This is a genomic window from Nocardiopsis alba DSM 43377 (assembly GCF_000341225.1).
GTDB classification, from domain to species: Bacteria; Actinomycetota; Actinomycetes; order Streptosporangiales; family Streptosporangiaceae; genus Nocardiopsis; species Nocardiopsis alba.
Genome location: NZ_ANAC01000001.1, coordinates 45,220 through 62,918 on the forward strand (window position 1 = coordinate 45,220; position 17,699 = coordinate 62,918).

Annotated in this window: 17 protein-coding genes; 5 read left to right on the forward strand and 12 right to left on the reverse strand. The window is 70.2% G+C overall.

The features are described from left to right. Positions 1-5: 5 nt before the first annotated feature. The 7 genes from lpdA to D451_RS0100245 all read right to left on the reverse strand — a co-directional run bounded on the left by lpdA (position 6) and on the right by D451_RS0100245 (position 9,929). The gene (lpdA, locus tag D451_RS0100215) at positions 6-1,412 is read right to left on the reverse strand and encodes a dihydrolipoyl dehydrogenase (protein WP_017532991.1); all 1,407 of its coding nucleotides are present in this window, start codon (positions 1,410-1,412) and stop codon (positions 6-8) included. Positions 1,413-1,539: 127 nt separating this feature from the next. Further along, the gene (locus D451_RS0100220; protein WP_017532992.1) at positions 1,540-2,460 is read right to left on the reverse strand and encodes a DedA family protein; all 921 of its coding nucleotides are present in this window, start codon (positions 2,458-2,460) and stop codon (positions 1,540-1,542) included. Positions 2,461-2,591: 131 nt separating this feature from the next. Next, positions 2,592-4,244, reverse strand: a complete 1,653-nt coding sequence (locus D451_RS0100225; protein ID WP_017532993.1) for a hypothetical protein — start codon at positions 4,242-4,244, stop codon at positions 2,592-2,594. Between the two features lie 74 nt (positions 4,245-4,318). Beyond that, on the reverse strand, positions 4,319-5,422 hold the full coding sequence (locus D451_RS0100230; RefSeq protein WP_026124705.1) for a winged helix DNA-binding domain-containing protein: 1,104 nt from the start codon (positions 5,420-5,422) through the stop codon (positions 4,319-4,321). A gap of 93 nt (positions 5,423-5,515) precedes the next feature. Continuing rightward, positions 5,516-6,007, reverse strand: a complete 492-nt coding sequence (locus D451_RS0100235; protein WP_017532995.1) for a hypothetical protein — start codon at positions 6,005-6,007, stop codon at positions 5,516-5,518. Positions 6,008-6,096: 89 nt separating this feature from the next. After that, the gene (locus D451_RS0100240) at positions 6,097-8,475 is read right to left on the reverse strand and encodes a trehalase-like domain-containing protein (protein ID WP_017532996.1); all 2,379 of its coding nucleotides are present in this window, start codon (positions 8,473-8,475) and stop codon (positions 6,097-6,099) included. A 722-nt stretch (positions 8,476-9,197) separates the two neighbouring features. Next, positions 9,198-9,929, reverse strand: coding sequence for a class I SAM-dependent methyltransferase (locus tag D451_RS0100245; RefSeq protein WP_014911906.1), 732 nt, complete (start codon positions 9,927-9,929; stop codon positions 9,198-9,200). A gap of 123 nt (positions 9,930-10,052) precedes the next feature. On the opposite strand from D451_RS0100245, the gene D451_RS0100250 reads away from it, so the two are divergent. The 3 genes from D451_RS0100250 to hisG all read left to right on the forward strand — a co-directional run bounded on the left by D451_RS0100250 (position 10,053) and on the right by hisG (position 12,216). Next, complete coding sequence (locus tag D451_RS0100250; protein WP_026124706.1) at positions 10,053-10,883, forward strand: SDR family NAD(P)-dependent oxidoreductase; 831 nt, start codon at positions 10,053-10,055, stop codon at positions 10,881-10,883. A 120-nt stretch (positions 10,884-11,003) separates the two neighbouring features. Next, positions 11,004-11,267: a phosphoribosyl-ATP diphosphatase gene (locus tag D451_RS0100255; RefSeq protein WP_014913038.1), complete on the forward strand. Its 264-nt coding sequence runs from the start codon at positions 11,004-11,006 to the stop codon at positions 11,265-11,267. Positions 11,268-11,361: 94 nt separating this feature from the next. Next, positions 11,362-12,216: an ATP phosphoribosyltransferase gene (gene hisG, locus D451_RS0100260; protein WP_017532998.1), complete on the forward strand. Its 855-nt coding sequence runs from the start codon at positions 11,362-11,364 to the stop codon at positions 12,214-12,216. 52 nt (positions 12,217-12,268) lie between these two features. Here hisG and D451_RS0100265 read toward each other — a convergent pair whose 3' ends face one another. Further along, entirely contained in the window at positions 12,269-13,738 is a 1,470-nt protein-coding gene (locus tag D451_RS0100265; RefSeq protein ID WP_017532999.1) for a cellulase family glycosylhydrolase, read from the reverse strand. 54 nt (positions 13,739-13,792) lie between these two features. On the opposite strand from D451_RS0100265, the gene D451_RS0100270 reads away from it, so the two are divergent. Next, positions 13,793-14,332 carry a hypothetical protein gene (locus D451_RS0100270; RefSeq protein ID WP_017533000.1) on the forward strand — a complete coding sequence of 180 codons (540 nt, stop codon included), beginning with the start codon at positions 13,793-13,795 and terminating at the stop codon, positions 14,330-14,332. Between the two features lie 41 nt (positions 14,333-14,373). Here D451_RS0100270 and D451_RS28190 read toward each other — a convergent pair whose 3' ends face one another. Next, the gene (locus tag D451_RS28190; RefSeq protein WP_017533001.1) at positions 14,374-14,538 is read right to left on the reverse strand and encodes a hypothetical protein; all 165 of its coding nucleotides are present in this window, start codon (positions 14,536-14,538) and stop codon (positions 14,374-14,376) included. 122 nt (positions 14,539-14,660) lie between these two features. On the opposite strand from D451_RS28190, the gene D451_RS0100280 reads away from it, so the two are divergent. Continuing rightward, a complete protein-coding gene (locus D451_RS0100280) occupies positions 14,661-15,374 on the forward strand; it encodes a spermine/spermidine synthase domain-containing protein (RefSeq protein ID WP_036567591.1) in 714 nt (237 codons plus the stop codon). 64 nt (positions 15,375-15,438) lie between these two features. Here D451_RS0100280 and D451_RS0100285 read toward each other — a convergent pair whose 3' ends face one another. The 3 genes from D451_RS0100285 to pstC all read right to left on the reverse strand — a co-directional run bounded on the left by D451_RS0100285 (position 15,439) and on the right by pstC (position 17,694). Next, on the reverse strand, positions 15,439-15,657 hold the full coding sequence (locus tag D451_RS0100285; RefSeq protein ID WP_017533003.1) for an EF-hand domain-containing protein: 219 nt from the start codon (positions 15,655-15,657) through the stop codon (positions 15,439-15,441). Between the two features lie 130 nt (positions 15,658-15,787). After that, positions 15,788-16,693, reverse strand: a complete 906-nt coding sequence (gene pstA / locus D451_RS0100290; RefSeq protein ID WP_017533004.1) for a phosphate ABC transporter permease PstA — start codon at positions 16,691-16,693, stop codon at positions 15,788-15,790. Then, positions 16,690-17,694, reverse strand: coding sequence for a phosphate ABC transporter permease subunit PstC (gene pstC / locus D451_RS0100295; protein WP_017533005.1), 1,005 nt, complete (start codon positions 17,692-17,694; stop codon positions 16,690-16,692). Before pstC ends, pstA begins: the two co-directional genes overlap by 4 nt. Between the last annotated feature and the right edge of the window lie 5 nt (positions 17,695-17,699).

Genomic DNA, 17,699 nt, shown 5'->3' on the forward strand with positions numbered 1-17,699 from the left:
TCGGATCAGAAGTTGATCATGTGACCGGCCAGGCCGTGCACGGCCTCCTTGACCGCTTCGCTGAGCGTCGGGTGGGCGTGGATGTTGCGCGCCACCTCGTGCACGGTCAGGTCCCACTGCTGGGCCAGGGTCAGCTCGGGCAGCAGCTCGGTGACGTCCGGCCCCACCATGTGGGCGCCGAGGAACTCGCCGTACCTGCCGTCCGAGACGATCTTGACGAAACCGCGGCTGTCGCCCAGGCCGTGCGCCTTGCCGTTGGCCACGAAGGGGAACTTGGCGACCTGCACGTCGTAGCCCGCCTCCTTGGCCTCGTTCTCGGTGTAGCCGAAGGAGGCGATCTGCGGCTGGCAGTAGGTCGCCCTCGGGATGAACCGGTAGTCGATCTCCTGGGTCTCGGCGCCGCCGATGGTCTCGGAGGCGACGATGCCCATGGCCTCGGCGGTGTGCGCCAGCATGAGCTTGGCGGTGACGTCGCCGATCGCGAAGATGTGCGGGACGTTGGTGCGGCCCCGGGAGTCGATGGCGATGGCGCCGCGTTCGGTGAGCTCCACACCGGTCCGCTCCAGGCCGTAGCCCTCGACGTTGGGGGAGAACCCGATCGCCTGGAGGAGCTTGTCGGCCTTCAGGACCTGCTGCGCGCCGTCGGTGCCGGTGACGGAGACCTCGACCCCCGAGCCGGTGTCCTCGACCTTCTCCACCCGGGTGGAGGCCATGACCTTCACGCCGAGCTTCTTGTAGGCGCGGGCGATCTCCTTGGAGACCTCCTCGTCCTCCATGGGCACCACGCGGTCGAGGAACTCCACGATGGTGACGTCGACCCCGTAGTTGCTCATCACGTAGGCGAACTCGACGCCGATGGCGCCCGCGCCCGCGATGATGATGCTCTCGGGCAGCTTCTCCTCGAGGATCTGCTCCTCGTAGGTGACGACCCGCTCGGACAGCGAGGTGCCCGGGATGAGCTTGGTGGAGGAGCCGGCCGCGATGATGACGTTGTCGAAGGTGACCGTGGTGGTCTCCCCGTCCGCTCCCCGTACCTCGATGGTGCGGTCGTCGAGGAAGGTGCCGCGCCCTTCGAGCTCGGCGATCTTGTTCTTCTTCATCAGGAAGTGAACGCCCTTGACCCGGCCGTCCGCGACCTCGCGACTACGGCTGAACGCCTTGCCGTAGTCGAACTCGACCTTGCCCTCCACCTTGATGCCGAACGTGTCGGCGTCGTTGTGGAACAGGTGCGCGAGCTCGGCGTTGCGCAGGAGCGCCTTGGACGGGATGCAGCCGACGTTGAGGCAGACACCGCCCCAGTACTTCTCCTCGATGACCGCGGTCTTGAGGCCGAGCTGGGCGCCTCGGATGGCCGCGACGTAGCCGCCGGGTCCGGCTCCGAGGACCACCAGGTCGAAGTGTTGCTGTCCCATGACGGGATCTCCTTGAGAGTGTTGGTGACGCACCAGGTGCAGCCGGCGTTGCCCAAGGTGACGGATTGCCGTCTGCCAGCCTATCCGCGTACGCCCCACCTGTGGGCTACCCGTGGTCGCGGCCGGGTCACCGAGGGTTCTCTTCGTCGGTGGGGGTGGTCGGAGCGATGGTGGACTCCGTGGAGCGGCCCTCGGCCTCCAGGCGGGCGGTCTCGGCGTCGTACTCGGTGGCGGCCTTCTCCAGCGCGGCCGTCTTACGGGCCTTCTGATCGCGGCTCGCGGTGAACGTCGGGTACAGCGCCATGCCGAAGATGAGCGCGAGCATGATCCACAGCGCGTACTTGTCGATCAGCAGCACGACGTCCACGCCGGTCTGACCGGAGGAGTGGCCGACGAGGGCGACGATGGAGGTGACGAAGGCCGCGCCGAGCGCGTTCAGCAGCATGTAGACGTGCAGGCGCATCCCGTTGGCTCCGGCGATCACGTGGGTGATGCCCGCGGGGACGCCCGGCAGGTAGCTCAACGGTACGAGGGCCCGCATGACCCAGGGGTTCATGGTCTCCAGACGGTCGGCGAAACGGCGCCCGCGCTCCCCCTGGATCAGGAAGTTGACGATGCCGCGCCCCCAACGTCGGCCCAGCCACCAGAAGATCCAATCGATCTTGATCTTGCCGATGACACCCGCCAGGATCACCACCCACAGGGCGCCGCCCTGCCCGACGCCGATGAAGGCCGAGGCGGCGCCCACGGCCGCGTGGCTTCCGGTGATCAGGGCCAGCGCCAGCGGGTGGTCGGCGATGAACAACGGGCGCAGCGGCAGGGTGAGGAGGAGCAGCGCGGGGAGCAGGAGCGCCACCGTCAACAGGACCTTGTCCTGCCGCTGGGCCTTGCCCTTCCACGGCTTGAGGGAGCGGAGCGCCTCGCGGCCGAGCTCCTGCTCGTGCTCCATCCAGGCCTGCTCGGCGGCCTTGAGGGCCTGTTCACGGGTGGGCCGGTCGTCGCCGGACCTATCGGAGTCGGAACGGGGAGCGGGCGTCGTCGTCATCATGTACCCAGATTCTCGCCGGAGCGCTTCTCACGACAGTCGCATCGGTCACCGACTCCGTGTGAGAGAAGCGTGGGATCGGCATGACAACTGTCATATGCGCTCTTCACGGGTGGTGTGGGGCGCGGTTCGGGTCAGGGACGCCGCGGCGGGGCGGGCCACTTCCAGTGCGGAGCCCAGGTGAAGCTGTCCGAGACCCCGGGAGGAAGAGGCGGCAGCAGGCGGGAGCCGGGGGCCGGCCCCTCGGTCTCGACGTTCTCGGGCGTTCCCTCGTCCGAGGTCGTCGAGGGCGGCGGGTTCTCGTTCTCCACCAGGGCGGGGGAGAAGAGGTCGGACGTCGCCTCGGGGCGGTCGTCGAAGAGGTCGGAGGGCGGTTCGATCGGTCCGCCGAGCGGATCGGGGTCGCGGAAGGGGCCCGCGTCGGGGACCGGGAAGAGGTCCTCCTCGTCGATCCGGGTCACCGGAGCTCCGGCCCAAGGGGCGGCTCCGGGGAACTCCTCGTCCTCGTCCTCGTCCAAGGGCTCGGGGTCGGGGTCGAAGGGGAGGGCGGAGGACGGTCCGGGCTCCACGAGCGCGGCCGCGTCGGGGCCGGAGGGATCCGCCTCCGGGGACAGCGCCGGGAAGGGCACCGACGAGGGGCCGGGGTCCACCTCGGCGAAGTGCGCGGCCTCCCCGAAGTGACGGGGGGCCGGGTCCGTGCCGGCGTCGTCGTTCTCGATCGGCGGGGCCTGCGGGTGACGGACCGCCCCGGCCGGATGGAGACGGGTCCACCAGGAGGCCGCCTCGTCCGGGGTCAGTTCGGACAGGACGGTGAACTCTCCGGTGATGTGCGGGTGGCGCCGTCCGGCACGCCACGAGTGCAGCAGCGACTGGGGCTCCAGGACCAGGACCCGCTCGCCGTTCACCTCGGGGATGTCGCCGGGGCAGGCCTCGTTGCCGACCCAGGTGCCGTCCCCGCCGACCAGGTCCCACTCGCCGCGCACCACGTCGGCCAGCGGGTCGACCGGGGCGTCCAGAGAGGCCGCCACCCAGCGGGGGTCGGGGCGGGATCCCGGGAGTCGCATCCCCTCCTTGCCGATCAGGGCGTCGGCGAGCAGGGTGTGGAGCTGGAAGTTGTCGCCGACCCCGTCGAAGCGCACCCGGAACCCTCGTCGGGAGGCGCGGTCCAGGACCAGGACCCGGCTGACCTCGGCCATCCGCAGCAGTTCGGAGATCTCGCCGAACTCGCTCAGTCGCGTCGAGAGCGCCTGGACGATCTGACCGAGCCCCTTCATCGCCCCGGCGTCCGCGCGGACGGCGGAGCGCACCCCCGCGTCGCACAGCATGGCCTTGGCGGCCAGGCCGTAGCGCTGGACGGTCCACCAGCCCATGGTGGCCAACGGGGCGTTCTCACCGAGGACCTCCTCGACCCTCTTCTCCTCGGTCTCGCTCACCTCGGAGGGGGCGGGAAGGGGGCCTCCGCCGGTCTTCTCCCACGCGTGCAGGAACGCCACGGCGGCCTGTCCGTAGCTTCCGACCTGACGCAGTACTTCGAGACCGACCTGGCCGGCGGGGGCGCCCGACTCGACCAGTGCTCCGGCGAGGACCGAGAGGTCGGCCGCCACACCCGGGTAGGGCTCGCAGTCGCCCAGCACCGGGGCCAGCGCCTCCAGGGCCGTCTCCAACTCCTCGGTGGGCACGTGGGAGGACAGCCGGAAGGCTTCGCGCACGGCCTCGGGGAAGTCGGGTGTCTGGCCGGCGGCGGTGTCGAGCACGCGTTGGAACGCGGCGCGGAACTCTTCAGTCACCCTCGAATCCTGTCACATACCCGTGTAGGCCCCGTGATCCGGATACATATGTAGAAAACGGGTGAAGCGCCGGGTCAGTCGGGGGTGACGAACTCGATCCGGCCGTCGTCACGGTCCGGCCGGAGGAAGGCGAGGAGCGCGAGTCCCTCCTCGGCGACCCGCTCGGCCTCGCCGGAGGGGAGGGGAGCGAAGGGGGCCACCTCCACCACCGGGGCGGTGCCCCGGAGCACCCTCCAGGTGGCGGCCACGGATCCGTCCATGAGCACGGTGGCCGGGGGCATGCCGTTGCGTACGGCGATGCGTCGCAGCCCCTCGTCGGAGATCACCCGGCTCCGGTCGGCGTGGGCGCGCAGCAGATTGTCGAAGTCGTAGAGGAACCGCGGCGGGGCGGGGACATCGGGCCCCGGACGCGGCGCCTCGGGCAGGTCGAACAGTTCCACGCCCCGCTCGTCGTGGAAGGACACGAGCCGGTTCCGCATCCCCTCCACCACCGCCTTCAACCGGGTCAGCCCGGACCATGCCTGTACGTCGCGCACGCTCGCCGGTCCGAAGGCGGCCAGGTGGCGCAGGACCAGGCCCTCCCGGTCGGGTTCGACCTCCATGTCGAGCCCGGTCCACCGGTCGGCCGGGGCCAGCAGGGGACGTCCCGAGGCGCCCCAGACCCCGCGCGGCGGTGTCTGCACGACCGGGAGCAGACAGCGCACCACGTAGGCCAGGTGCTCACCGGGAACGTCCGGCCAGTCCTCGCCGAGCCGTTCTCCCAGTTCCCGCGCGGTGAGCGGCCGTTCCTCCAGCAGTTCCCGGCCCCGCGCCACCACCGCGGCGTGGTCCACACCGACGGTGGCCCTGCCATGCCGGCTGTTCCGCAGGTCCCGGGCCATGACCTCCCGGGTGACGGAGCGCAGCGCGCGGGCGTCCTCCGGGGTGACCAGGTGCAGGGTCGAACGCATCAGCGACATGCGCACGAGCGCGCCGTCGGTGAGCAGACGGCCCACCTCCTCCGGATCCGGTCGGATCAGCCGGTTCTGGAAGGCGACGTACCAGCTGTGGGTGGTCTGTGCCTGAAGCCCGGCCAGGTGGGAGACCAGGTCGGTGACCGGCCGATCCACCCTTTCGAGCAGGAACTGGCGTGCCAGGGTGGCGCGGTTGAGCGCGCGGCGATCGAGGACGGCGACCATCCGGGGGCCTCTCAGGTGTCCGATGGGTTCCGGAACCCTACCCGTCACCAGGGACATTCCACCGTGGCGACGCCCCGGACCCCCGGTCCGGGCTCAGTGGGCGCGGCCGAGCAGGGTGAGCGGCGGGTAGCGGTGCTCTTCGGTCGGATCGTCGAAACGCACCGTGTACGCCCACCAGCGGCCCGAGTCGGGGGAGGGGCACGAGTCCGACCAGTAAGTGACCTGTCCGGCCGGGACGACGACGCTCTCGGTGTGCTCCATGGGAGACCCGGGCGTCCCGACGTCTTCGGGCGGCATGACGTGCCGACAGGCGGTCGTCGGGTCCAGGACGAGGTCGGTGTCGCCGGGGTTGTGGAGTTCGACGCTCCAGGTCACCAGGTGCTCCCCGTCCTCGTGGGTGTGCGCGATGCTCAGCAGCCTCACCCCGAGCCCGTTGGCGAACTCGTGCGGCCTGTCGGCCGGGACGATCGGGAGGACCGACGGCCCCACGAACGCCTGGAAGCCGATGACGGACAGGGCGAGGAGCAGGAAGGTGACCAGGACCTTGTTCGGAGCGGAGGTCCTTCGGGCGCGCGGGGTCGACATGACTTCTCCTGGGGGAAGGGAGACGGGGCGTCCCGTGCGGGACGCCCCGTGGGGTCGGTGTCGACGCTACCGGTCGAGCGGGGTGGCGCTCAGAGGTGCGTGTCCAGCAGGCGGGCGCAGCGGATCAGGCCCAGGTGCGAGTAGGCCTGCGGGTGGTTGCCCAGCGCCCGCTCGGTGACCGGGTCGAACTCCTCGGGGATGAGACCGGTCGGACCCGCGGCGTCGACCAGGTGCTTGAACAGCTCCTCGGCCTCCGCGCGGCGGCCCGTGAGCAGGTACGCCTCGATCAGCCAGGTGGTGCACAGGTGGAACCCGCCCTCGCCGCCGGGCAGACCGTCGTCGCGGTGGTAGCGGTACACGGTCGGCCCGCTGCGCAGCTCCGCCTCCACGGCGGTGACCGTGGACTGGAAGCGCTCGTCGGTCGGGTCGATCATTCCGGACAGGCCGATGTGCAGAGAGGCGGCGTCCAGGTCGGTGCCGTCGTAGGCGGTGGTGTAGGCCTGTACGGTCTCGTTCCAGCCCTTGTCCAGCACCTCCTCGGCGATCTCCGCGCGCAGACCCGCCCAGGACGCCTCCGCCCGACGACCGTAGGTCTCCGCGAGGGTGAGCGCCCGGTCGAGGGTGACCCAGCACATGACCTTGGAGTAGACGCGCTGACGGGGTTCGTCGCGCTCCTCCCAGATCCCGTGGTCGGGCTCGTGCCAACGACGGGCGACCGCCTCGGCCATGGAGCGGACCAGCTCCCAGTCGCGGTCGGCCAGCGTGCCGCGCTCCCGGGACAGGTGGGCGATGAGTTCGACCACGGGGCCGAACACGTCGAGCTGAACCTGGCGGTCGGCGAGGTTGCCGATCCGGACCGGGCGGGAGCCCGCGTACCCGGACAGCGACTCGATGACCTCCTCGGGGCCCAGGTCGGTGCCGCGCAGGGAGTACAGCGGACGCAGGAGCTCCGGGCCGGGCAGGGAGTCCACGACACGGTGGACCCATTCCAGGAAGGCCTCGGCCTCGACGGTGGAGCCCAGGGTGACCAGGGACTGGACGGTCAGGGCGCCGTCGCGCAGCCAGCAGTAGCGGTAGTCCCAGTTGCGGACGCCGCCGATCTCCTCGGGCAGCGAGGTGGTGGCCGCGGCCATGACCCCGCCGGTGGGGGTGCACAGACCCCGCAGCGTCAGCGCGGAACGCTCGGCCAGGGCGCGCTCGGTGGCGGGGAGCTCCAGCGTCTCCAGCCAGTCCGACCAGTGGTGCGCGGCGAGCTCACGGCGCTCGGACTCGGTCCGCTCCTCTGCGGCCAGGGAGTCGGTGCCGCAGCGCATCTCCAGGATCACGGGGCGCTCGGACCTGGGGTGGACGGTGGCCCGGGCGATGTCGTCGGTGCCGTCGTGGTCGATGTGCCACTCCACGCCGGGGGAGCGCAGCACCATCGGGAAGTCGGCGCCCTGGACGCGCAGGCCCTCGGGCTCGACGGTGATGCGGATCGGAGCACGGCCGAAGTCGGGGCGGGGGGCGAACTCGATGGTGGCGGGGGTGACGCCGCCGATCACCCGCACCAGGTCGGTGCGTCCGGGCTCGGTGTCGTGGGTGAGGTAGTCGGTGACCTCCAGGCGCGACCAGCGGGTGCGCACGGTCATCGTTCCGGGCAGGTAGCGCTGGCCGAGGGGCAGCCCGCCGTGCGCGGGGGCGATCGAGAAGACCCCGGCCTGGCGGCCTCCGAGCACCTCGGCGAACAGGGCGCCCGAGTCGGGCTCCGGGTGACAGAACCAGAGCAGGCGCGCGTCCGGGCCGACCAGGGCCACGGAGGCCTGGTTGGACAGCATCGACATGCGCTCGATGGGCGTGGGGCGTTCGCCGAAGACCCAGGAGCGGCGCTCGGTGGCGAGCAGGGCCAGGAGGGTGGCGGCGGTCGGGGTGTCCGGGACGCTGTGGGAGGCGACCGTGGGCTCGGCGCCGACACGGATGCCGGCGTCGGCTCCGGTGTTCAGGTTCATGAACACCGGCTCCTCGCCCTCGCCGCCTCCGATGTAGAGGAGCGCGGTGGCGTCGACCTGCTCGCGCAGCAGTTCGAGGGCGGCGGACTTGTCCGAGGGCGGGGCCCCGGGACCCGGACGCGAGGGGTCGATGGTCAGGTCGGTGTCGAACTCTGTGCCGTAGGCGCCCACCAGCCGGACCTCGGCCGGCAGCCGGGAGAGGACGGCGAGATCGCGCAGGGGACGGGAGGAGACGACCGCGCACACGGTGCCGGGCAGGTCGGCGAGGTCGCGCAGGGCGCGGACCGCTCCGGGGAGCGGCCCGTGCCGGTCGGTACCGAGGGGGGCCAGCGCGCCGTCGTAGTCACAGGCCACGAGGAGCCGTGAGGTTCGCGCGAGGGCGGAGACGCGTTGGCGCACGTCGAGGGGCATGGCTTCGAGCGTGGTGTCGGTCGCCCTCGTGGGCGTGACCGAAGCCCCCTCGACCGCCTGGGTGAGCGTCACGTTGCCTCCTCCGCTGGTCTATGGCATGACCTGGGAAAATAGGTGAGATATGGGACTCCGCGCGCATGCTTTCCGTTCACACGGGTTTGGTGTGAAAAACGTAGACGCAGGGATGGTGGCGCGGGATGAGCCTCGGGGGACTTTGAACAGACATCAGGAACTTTTAACGCCCGCTCTGGCGAACCGGGTGATGCCGGTCGTTCCGGAAAAGGTCATCTCCCCCAGAAGTCAACGCGAGACTACCGGCGTCACAGAGGACACGCGACTCGAGCTTCCGGTGATGCGGCCCACAAGCTGACCTGGGGTGGGTCACTCGTCGCGGAGTGCAGTGGCGCGGGCTTCGGGGTGTGGCCTCCGAGAGTGGGGGAGTGCTCCCCCTTTTTGGGGCTCTCCACTCTGACCTGCTTCGATGCGCTTCCACCCCTCTTCCTCCCCGTGGTGCGGAGGTCGGAGGGGCGGGCGGGAGGGCGTGGGAAAAAAAGTCGTCCACAGCCTGTGGACGATCTTCGAGGATGCTCGACGTAGGGAGGTCGAGGTCGGCGCCCTTCCGGTCATTGCACGCAACTCGGGTGCATCAATGGGTAAAATTCCGACATTTCCCCGCAAAGCGCGCACAATTGGCTTGGTTCGTGAAGAGACGACCAAGGTCCCGCCCCGGACGAACGGCGTGGTGGCCGTTCATGCGAGACGGGACCGGAACATATCGGGTCGGGAACCGGGGATCAGAGTGCGCGCGGACGCTCCCCGGAGGACTCCCATTCCGGTTTGCGCAGGTGGTGCACCCAGGCCGGTGGGATGTTGGCGTAGACCCTCGCCGAGTCGATCCGGTAGCGGTCGATCCAGTCCTGGACCACCCAGCCGCTCCGGGCCTGACGGAGGTAGTCCTCGCGCTTGGCGATGACCGCCTTGACCTGCTTCGTGTACAGGTACCCGTAGAACGACAGCGTTCCGCCGGGGCGGAGCACCGTGAAGTAGTGGTCGAGGATGCTCTCGACCTGCTCGGCGGTGAAGTTGGCGAACGGCAGCCCGGAGACGATCACGTCATAGGTGCGGTCGGTCCCCATGTCGTTCACCAGGCAGGCGTGCACGGCGGCGGAGTCGGCGACCCGGGACATCTCGGGGTCGGTCTTGAGCAGCTCCTCGACGTGGGCGGCGAACTCCGGATTGGCCTCGACGAGGTCGATCGTGTCGCCGGGACGCATCGCGGCGGCGATCCCGCGGCTGATGGCGCCCGTGCCCGCGCCCGCCTCCAGGATGCTCAGCGACTGTTCGGGGTCGGGGCGTCGGCGGACGTACTCGGCCATCTCATAGGCCAACGCGCCACTGCTGGGCACGATGGAACCCGTGGCGTGGAAGGTGCGCAACGCCTGGCCGAAGAACAGCCTGGTGTCACGCAGACGTTCCTCCAGCCTGAGAGCGGAAAGGGGTCCGGCAGGGCTCTGTGTCTCGGACATGGTTGAACGCTAACGCCTCGTCGCCCCCATGGGGAGAGCGAGGAAGGGTTTGTCCGGGAAACACCGGGTGGTCATCACCACGGCGCCATCGGGAACCGAGGGCCCACGCCCTACGCTGGAGCCATGAGCGAAGCGGACAGGACCCGAAACCGGCCCGACCCGTCCCGTACGGCGTTGGTCACCGGCGCCTCCCGCGGCATCGGCGAGGAGTACGCGCGCAGCCTCGCTCAGCGCGGCTACTCCCTGGTCCTCGTGGCGCGGAGCCGGGAGAACCTCGAAGACCTCGCAGGGGACCTTCGCGGGAGCTACGGCACCGACATCGAGGTCCTGGCCGCGGACCTGGGCACCCCCGAAGGGCTCGCCACCGTGGTCGAGCGCGTCTCCGCCCACGGCTCGGACGGGACCGCCCCCATCGACCTGTTGGTCAACAACGCGGGGCGCGGCGACGGCGGCGTCTTCGTCGACCAGGAACCGGACGACATCGACGCGATGATCGACCTCAACGTCCGCGCCGTCCTCCATCTGACCCGCGCCGTCCTGCCGGTCCAGATCGCCCGCGCCGCCTCCGGAGCGGACCGTCGGCTCGGTGTGATCAACGTGTCCTCCATGGCCGGGGAGGTCCCCTCCAACCCCGGAGGGTCGGTCTACGGCGGGGGCAAGAAGTTCATCGCCCTGTGGAGCGAGAGCGTCTCCGCCGAGGTGCGCGGAAAGGGCGTGTACGTCACCACGGTGTTCCCCGGGTTCGTCCGCACCGACATGACCCGCGGCGTCCAGGAACAGGGGATGCCCGAGTTCGCCTTCGTGGCCAAGGAACAGGTCGTCCGGGACTCCCTGAGGGCCTGGTCCGCGGGGCGCTCCGTGGTCGTCCCCGGGGCCGCCTACAAGACCGCCGATGGGCTCTTGCGCGTGCTGCCGCGCTCCCTGGTGCGGGCCGTCGCCCGTCGTATGGCCTGAGCTCCGACGCCCGCTCGGCGCGCCGGCCCTCCCACATGGTGAGACTTCCGGTCCCCGGTTGGTCACCGGGTGTCGGAAGCGCCTACCCTGGTAGCGCACTGTCGGTCGAGGAAAGAGACCATGAAGACCTTCGAAGAGCTGTTCGCCGAGCTGTCAGAGAAGGCACGCTCCCGCCCCGAGGGGTCCGGGACCGTCGCCCAACTCGATGCCGGCGTCCATGCCATCGGCAAGAAGGTCGTCGAGGAGGCGGCCGAGGTCTGGATGGCGGCCGAGTACGAGTCGGACGAGCAGGCCGCCGAAGAGATCTCGCAGCTCCTCTACCACCTCCAGGTTCTGATGCTGGCCCGTGGCCTGCGCCTCGAGGACGTCTACAAGCATCTCTAGGCCGCTCGTGCCCCACCGCGCCCACCCGGGTGCGGGACACGCGCCGGCCACAGACGTCCCCGTACACGCGAGAGCCACAGAAGGAACCCAGAACATGCCCGACATGCTCCGTATCGCCGTGCCCAACAAGGGGCAACTGTCCGAACCCGCCGTCCAGATGCTCACCGAGGCCGGGTACCGGCAGCGCAAGAGCAGCCGCGACCTGGTGCTGGTCGACCCGGACAACAACACCGAGTTCTTCTTCCTGCGCCCCAAGGACATCGCCGTCTACGTCGGTGAGGGCATCCTCCAGGCGGGGATCACCGGACGCGACATGCTGCTGGACTCCGGCGCCCCCGTCGACGAGGTCCTGGCCCTCGGCTTCGGCGGCTCCACCTTCCGTTTCGCGGCCCCCGGCGGCGGCTCGATGAGCGTCGCCGACCTCGACGGCAAGCGCATCGCCACCTCCTTCGACGGTCTGCTCCGTTCCTACCTCGACGCCCAGGGCGTGGACGCGCGCGTCATCCACCTCGACGGCGCCGTGGAGAGCTCGGTGCAGCTGGGGGTGGCCGACGCGGTCGCCGACGTGGTCTCCACCGGGACCACGTTGCGCAACGCCGGAATGGAGACCTTCGGCGACCCCATCCTCGTCTCCGAGGCCGTCGTCATCCGGCCCACCGACGCCCCGGACGACCCGCAGATCGACCAGTTGCTGCGGCGGCTGCGCGGTGTCCTGGTGGCGCGCGACTACGTGATGATGGACTACGACGTGCACGCCGAGAACCTGGAGGCGGCGGTCGCGCTCACCCCGGGCATGGAGGGGCCGACGGTCTCCCCGCTGCACCGTGAGGGCTGGGTCGCGGTCCGTTCGATGGTGCCCCGCAAGGAGGCCCAGCGGATCATGGACGACCTGTGGGGTCTGGGCGCCCGCGCGATCCTGGTCACCGACATCTACGCCTGCCGGCTCTGATCCGGTCCGTCGGGCCCGGCAGCTCCTTGGGGGCCGCCGGGCCCGAGGTGTCTCACTCGGGGGTGACGGTGAGGACGGTCTCGTCTCCGTCGGCGGCTCCGGTGACGGTCACGCGCAGGACCCGCATCCCCTCGTCCCACTCGGCGTCCCAGGAGCCGTCCCCGCCGAGAACCACGGTCGGCTCGTGGCCCTCTCCGAAGACGTCCGAGGGCAGGTACAGCTCGGTGGCCCCCGACACCCCGTCCCGTTCCGTGTAGCGCACGGTCAGCTCTCCGGCCTCGGCGTCGTATCCCCAATCGAGGGGTTCACCTGCCACGGCGCGCGGGTAGGCGCGGTTCATCACGTGGGCGAGCGGACCGGGGTCGAGCCCGCCGTCGTCGGCCTCCTCCCACGGTCCCCAACCGTCCAGGTCGTTGGACCAGTAGGTGCGGCCCGCCGCCATCGTCTCGGTCTCCTCCAACATCCGTTCCACGAACTCCGGGGCCCCGGCACCGGACATGTCCAGCCCGAACTCGCCGAGCACGATCGGGGCCTCCAGCCGTTCGCCGACCAGACGGACGTGCTCGGACCACGCCTCGACGCTCGCGTCGATCCCGCCCTTGGAGTCGCCTTCATAGGGCTGTCCCAGGTCCATGGGCAGGGCGTACATGTGCGGGGCGTAGACGACGCGCGGCTCCCCCTCGCGCGGATCCTCCAGGTGGGGGAGGGCGGAGGGCAGACCCCAGTTGACCCCCACGGCCTGTCCCTCGACGAAGATCCACGTGTCCTGGTCGACCTCGCGGATCCGCTCCATGGAGCGTCGGTAGAGCTCGGCGAGGGGACCGGCCTCGAAGTCGGTGCCCTGGAGGCTTCCGCCGAAGGGCTCGTTCATCAGGTCGTAGCCGATCACGGCCGGTTCGTCGGCGAACCGGTCGGCGACGTGTCGCCAGGCGTCCGCGTAGGCGTCCATGAGGTCGGTGTCTCCGCCGGCGGTGCCCCAGAAGTGGTCGAAGGCGCGCATCACGCCGGGTTCGAGGTAGACCAGTTCCCACTGTTCCCGGGGCCGTACGGGCAGGCCGTCGGTCCTGGTGGCCCACTCGGGGGCCCCGTTGCCGGAGTGCTGCTCGGTGTTGGTGAAGCGGCCGTAGAGATCCTGGTGCATGTCGAGGAGGACGTGGTAGCCGCGTTCGGCGTACCAGTCGACCCGTTCGGCGACCTCGTCGAGGTAGTCCTCGTCGTAGGCCCCCTCCTCGGGTTCCAGGGCCTGCCACTGGATCAGGAAGCGGACGAAGTTGGTCCCCATGGCGTCGTACTCGGTCTGGACGTCCTCCTCGGTGATCCAGGGGAGACGGTCCGGATCGTCCTTGGCGGAGCCGGAGGTGTTGAGACCGTGGAGGAAGAGGGCACGCCCCTGGTCGTCGGTGAGGTATCGGACGGGCGCGTCGGTGTCGTGCCGGGTGAGGGCCGCGACACCGCTCCCGAGAAGGAGGACGAGGACGATGAGGGCGGCGGGGACGAGCCCGCGCTTTCCGGGGGGCTGCATCTGGCTCCTGTGGACCGGACTCGGGGGTGTGAAGATGAGACCTGGATCACTAGAATGCAGAAGGTGAATAATATTCGCAATCCCCTGCCCCCCATCGCCGGACTGTCCGCCCTCCTCCCCTGCCTCCTCTTCGGGAACGTCGCCTTCGTGACCTGGCTGGGCGCGCGTGCGGCCTGGCTGCTCCTGCCCACTTCGCTGGGCGTGCCCTTCGCCTTCCCCCGACTGCGGTTCGTCGCCTTCGTCGGTCAGCCCGGCTGGAACCTCACGGTCGAACTCCTGGCCGTGGCCGTCCTGGCGGTGGTCGCCGCCTGGTGGGTGCGCAGGGCGGGTCTGCTGAGGCCCGCCGCCAATACGTGGAGGGTCTTCCTCTCCTCCTGGGCCGGGGTGGTCCTCGGCCTCGCCGCGGCCAACGCCCTGCGGTCCGGGGCGGCGGTCCTGGCGTTGGGTTCGGGACCCCTGTTGTTCCTGTCCTACGTTCTGCTCGGGGCCGTGACCGGGGCCCTGTGGGCGATCGCGCTCGGATGGCCGTGCGCCCTCCCCGTCGCGCTGGCCCACCGGTTCCGCCGCTCCCCGGCGACGCCCGTCCCGGCCTGAGCCCTCCCCTTGCGGGAGAGGCCCGGGCCGGGAGGCGACGCTCACTCCGAGCGGTGCGTCCGCAGCACCCCGATCAGACTGGTCAGGCTGTCCCCACCGTGTCCTTCGGCGATACCGCGCCCGAGGCCGAAGGCTTCCCGGTAGAAGGCCGGTGACCCCTCAGGGGCCGAGTACGACGGGAAACCGTTGTGAATCGTGAGGTCCATGGCTCCGACCTGCCCGGTCGCTCCTCTCGACCCCCGACCGGCCGGCACGCGTCGCGCCGTGCCGGTCGCCGAACGCCCGGTACCGGACACACACCGTACGGGCCATGGGCACAATGGGGGCCATGAACCAGCGAACGCGGGGCCTCGCGCCCGAGGAGGAGACGGTCACCCTGGCCCGGGTGACCGGTGAGACCGGTGGTGACCTGGTACTACGCCGAGTGGGTGCCCACTACGAGATCTACTCCAACGGCGTCTTCCTCATGGACACCCGGGACGGGACCTCGGAACGGGAGATGGTCCGGGCGAGCCTGGCCGCCCTGCCGAAGGGCCGCTCGCACGCCCGTGTACTGATCGGTGGTCTGGGCGTGGGCTTCTCCGCCCGTGAGGCGCTGGACCATCCGAGGGTCTCGCGGGTGGACGTCGTCGAACTGGAACCGCAGGTGATCGCCTGGCACGACGACGAGCTGGGAGAGGCGGCCGACCACGTCCATCGGGATCCGCGTTGTCGTGTGTACAACGCCGACATCGTCGCCTGGCTGGCCGAGGCCGCGTCCGCCGCGGAACCCGTCCTCTACGACGTCATCTGCCTCGATACCGACAACGGCCCCGACTGGACCGTGGTGGAGAACAACGACCGCCTGTACGAGGCGGCCGGGATCGAACGGCTCTCCCGCCTGATGGCGCCCGAGGGCGTGCTCGCCTTCTGGAGCGCCAACGCCGTCGACGCCTTCGAAGGGCTGCTGCGCGACCGCTTCACGTCGGTGGAGGTCGTGGAGGTGGTGGTCGCCCGGGGCGTGCCCGACGTCGTCTACCTCGCCTCGGGCCCCCGGAGCTAGGCGGAGACCGACCCGGTGGTGATCGCCGTCCGTGCGGTCACCACCCGGGGACGGTGGGGGCGTGTCAGTTCCGGCCGCTCGACATGTAGCGGGCGAACTCCTCCAGGGAGATCCGCTCGTCGCCGTCGGAGTCCATCGCCCGGACCACCTCGGCGGCCTGCTCGTCGGTGGTCTCGTCGCCCAGGTTGCGCATCAACCGGGACAGCTCCTGAGCGGAGATGAGGCCGTCGCCGTCCGCGTCCACGAGGGCGAAGGTGGCGGCGTACTCGGTGGTGTCGGGCATTCGGGGTCACTCTCCGTCTGGTGCGGGGGCGTCGGCTCGCGCAAGGCTACCGCCGTCGGGCCGCCCCTCGAAAGGTCCGGGGGCCGCGCTCCCGAAGGAACGCGACCCCCCGGATCGGATGGTCGTACGGTCAGCCGTTGGTGGAGGCCTTGGAGCCGATCCACCGGGCGACGATGGTGAACGCCAGGACCAGCAGGAACAGGCACAGGGCGGCGCCCCAGGCCCGGTCGATCCCCGCCTCGAACGGCTGGGCGGCGCCTCGGTAGAGCTGCATGGGCACGGCGCCCTGCGGAGAGCCCTGGAGGGAGGTGACGATCAGACCCGAACCGAAGGCGGTCAGCAGCAGCGGCGCGGTCTCACCGATGCCTCGGGCGATCGCCAACATCGAACCCGTGGTCAGACCGGGCGCCGCGGCCGGCAGTACCGTGTGCACGATCGTCTGCCACTTGCGGGCGCCGAGACCGTAGCTGGCGTTACGGATCTCGTGGGGGACCAGTCGCAGCATCTCCTCCGCCGACCGGGTCACGATGGGCAGCATCATCACCGCGATGGCCACCGCGCCCACGAACGTACCGAAGCCCATGCCGCCCCAGCCGATCACCAGCAGGCCGTACACGAACAGACCCACGAAGATCGACGGGATACCGGTCATCACGTCGGTGAAGAAGCGGATCGTCGAGGTCAGCCGGTTGGGCCCGTACTCGACGATGTACACGGCGGTGGCGATGCCGAACGGGATCGACATCAGGACGGCCAGCGCCATGATGTACAGGGTCCCGAAGAAACCGGCCGCGTAACCGCCGCCCTCGCGCCGGGGCGGGGGCTCGGTCTGGGTGATGAAGTCCAGGCTGAGCACGCCGATGCCGCGCCGGGTCACCTCGAAGATGATCAGCACGAGGGGGATCATCGCGAGGATCATCGCGCCGGTCAGGGCGACGGTGGCGGCGCGGTCCTTGAAACGTCGGTACGAGGCGCCCGGAGGGCGGGTGCTCAGCGGAACGTGCGGACGCGGGGGAGTCGTGGTCATGGTGCTCATACGGCGGCGTCTCCCGTCATGCGCCCCAGACGCCAGACGATGACGCGGGCGAGGATGTTGACGATCATCGTGACCAGGAACAGCGCGACTCCGATGGCCATCAACCCGGTGCGGGCCTCGGGGCCCGCCTCACCGAAGGTCGCGGCGATGTGCGAGGCCATGCTGCTGCCGGTGCCGAACAGGCTCGCGCCCCAGGACTGGGAACCGCCGATCAGCATGAGGACCGCGATGGTCTCGCCCAGCGCGCGTCCCAGGCCCAGCATGGCCGCGGCCACGATCCCGGAGAAGCTCGCGGGGAGGACCACCTTGCGCATGACCTCCCAGCGGGTCGACCCCAGGGCGTAGGCGGCCATGCGCTGGTCGATCGGGTGCACCGCGATGACCTCGCGGATGATCGCGGTCATGATCGGCAGGATCATGATGGCCAGCACGATGCCGGCGGACAGGTAGCCCACGCCCCGGATCGGGCCTTCGAAGAGGAAGAACCAGCCGAGGACGCTCTCCAGGACCTCGAAGAAGGGGCGCAGCACGTTCGGGAGGAACCAGTGCAGACCCCAGAGGCCGAAGATGACGCTGGGCACCGCGGCGAGCAGCTCCACCGTGTAGGAGAGGGGCTTGGCGAGCCGGCGCGGCGCCAGGTGGGTGATGTAGAAGGCGACCATGATCGCCAGGGGCAGCGCGATGACGATCGCGATGGTCGAGGTGACCAGGGTGCCGTAGATGAAGGGCCAGGCGCCGTAGGTGCCGGTGATCTCGGTACGGGAGTTCCCCGTGGTCCATTCCTGGCCGAAGAGGAACCCGAAGAAGCCCTCCTTGACGAAGACCGGCCAGGCCTCTGAGGTGGTGCGGATCACCATCAGGGCGAGAATGACCAGGACGATGGTTCCGCAGGCCGCGACGGCCCACTTGAAGATCGGGTCGGCCATCCTCCCCTTGCCGGAGTGGAGCGACCCTCGCCGGGGTTCCTCCGGGGCCGGGGCCTCGGGGGCCTCAGTGGACATGGTGC

Excerpts from the sequence above, each read along its gene's own strand:
- lpdA (WP_017532991.1), bottom strand. The coding sequence starts at position 1,412 with ATGGGACAGCAACACTTCGACCTGGTGGTCCTCGGAGCCGGACCCGGC.
- D451_RS0100220 (WP_017532992.1), bottom strand. The coding sequence starts at position 2,460 with ATGATGACGACGACGCCCGCTCCCCGTTCCGACTCCGATAGGTCCGGC.
- D451_RS0100230 (WP_026124705.1), bottom strand. The coding sequence starts at position 5,422 with ATGGTCGCCGTCCTCGATCGCCGCGCGCTCAACCGCGCCACCCTGGCA.
- D451_RS0100235 (WP_017532995.1), bottom strand. The coding sequence starts at position 6,007 with ATGTCGACCCCGCGCGCCCGAAGGACCTCCGCTCCGAACAAGGTCCTG.
- D451_RS0100245 (WP_014911906.1), bottom strand. The coding sequence starts at position 9,929 with ATGTCCGAGACACAGAGCCCTGCCGGACCCCTTTCCGCTCTCAGGCTG.
- D451_RS0100250 (WP_026124706.1), top strand. The coding sequence starts at position 10,053 with ATGAGCGAAGCGGACAGGACCCGAAACCGGCCCGACCCGTCCCGTACG.
- D451_RS0100255 (WP_014913038.1), top strand. The coding sequence starts at position 11,004 with ATGAAGACCTTCGAAGAGCTGTTCGCCGAGCTGTCAGAGAAGGCACGC.
- hisG (WP_017532998.1), top strand. The coding sequence starts at position 11,362 with ATGCCCGACATGCTCCGTATCGCCGTGCCCAACAAGGGGCAACTGTCC.
- D451_RS0100265 (WP_017532999.1), bottom strand. The coding sequence starts at position 13,738 with ATGCAGCCCCCCGGAAAGCGCGGGCTCGTCCCCGCCGCCCTCATCGTC.
- D451_RS0100270 (WP_017533000.1), top strand. The coding sequence starts at position 13,793 with ATGCAGAAGGTGAATAATATTCGCAATCCCCTGCCCCCCATCGCCGGA.
- D451_RS28190 (WP_017533001.1), bottom strand. The coding sequence starts at position 14,538 with ATGGACCTCACGATTCACAACGGTTTCCCGTCGTACTCGGCCCCTGAG.
- D451_RS0100280 (WP_036567591.1), top strand. The coding sequence starts at position 14,661 with ATGAACCAGCGAACGCGGGGCCTCGCGCCCGAGGAGGAGACGGTCACC.
- D451_RS0100285 (WP_017533003.1), bottom strand. The coding sequence starts at position 15,657 with ATGCCCGACACCACCGAGTACGCCGCCACCTTCGCCCTCGTGGACGCG.
- pstA (WP_017533004.1), bottom strand. The coding sequence starts at position 16,693 with ATGAGCACCATGACCACGACTCCCCCGCGTCCGCACGTTCCGCTGAGC.
- pstC (WP_017533005.1), bottom strand. The coding sequence starts at position 17,694 with ATGTCCACTGAGGCCCCCGAGGCCCCGGCCCCGGAGGAACCCCGGCGA.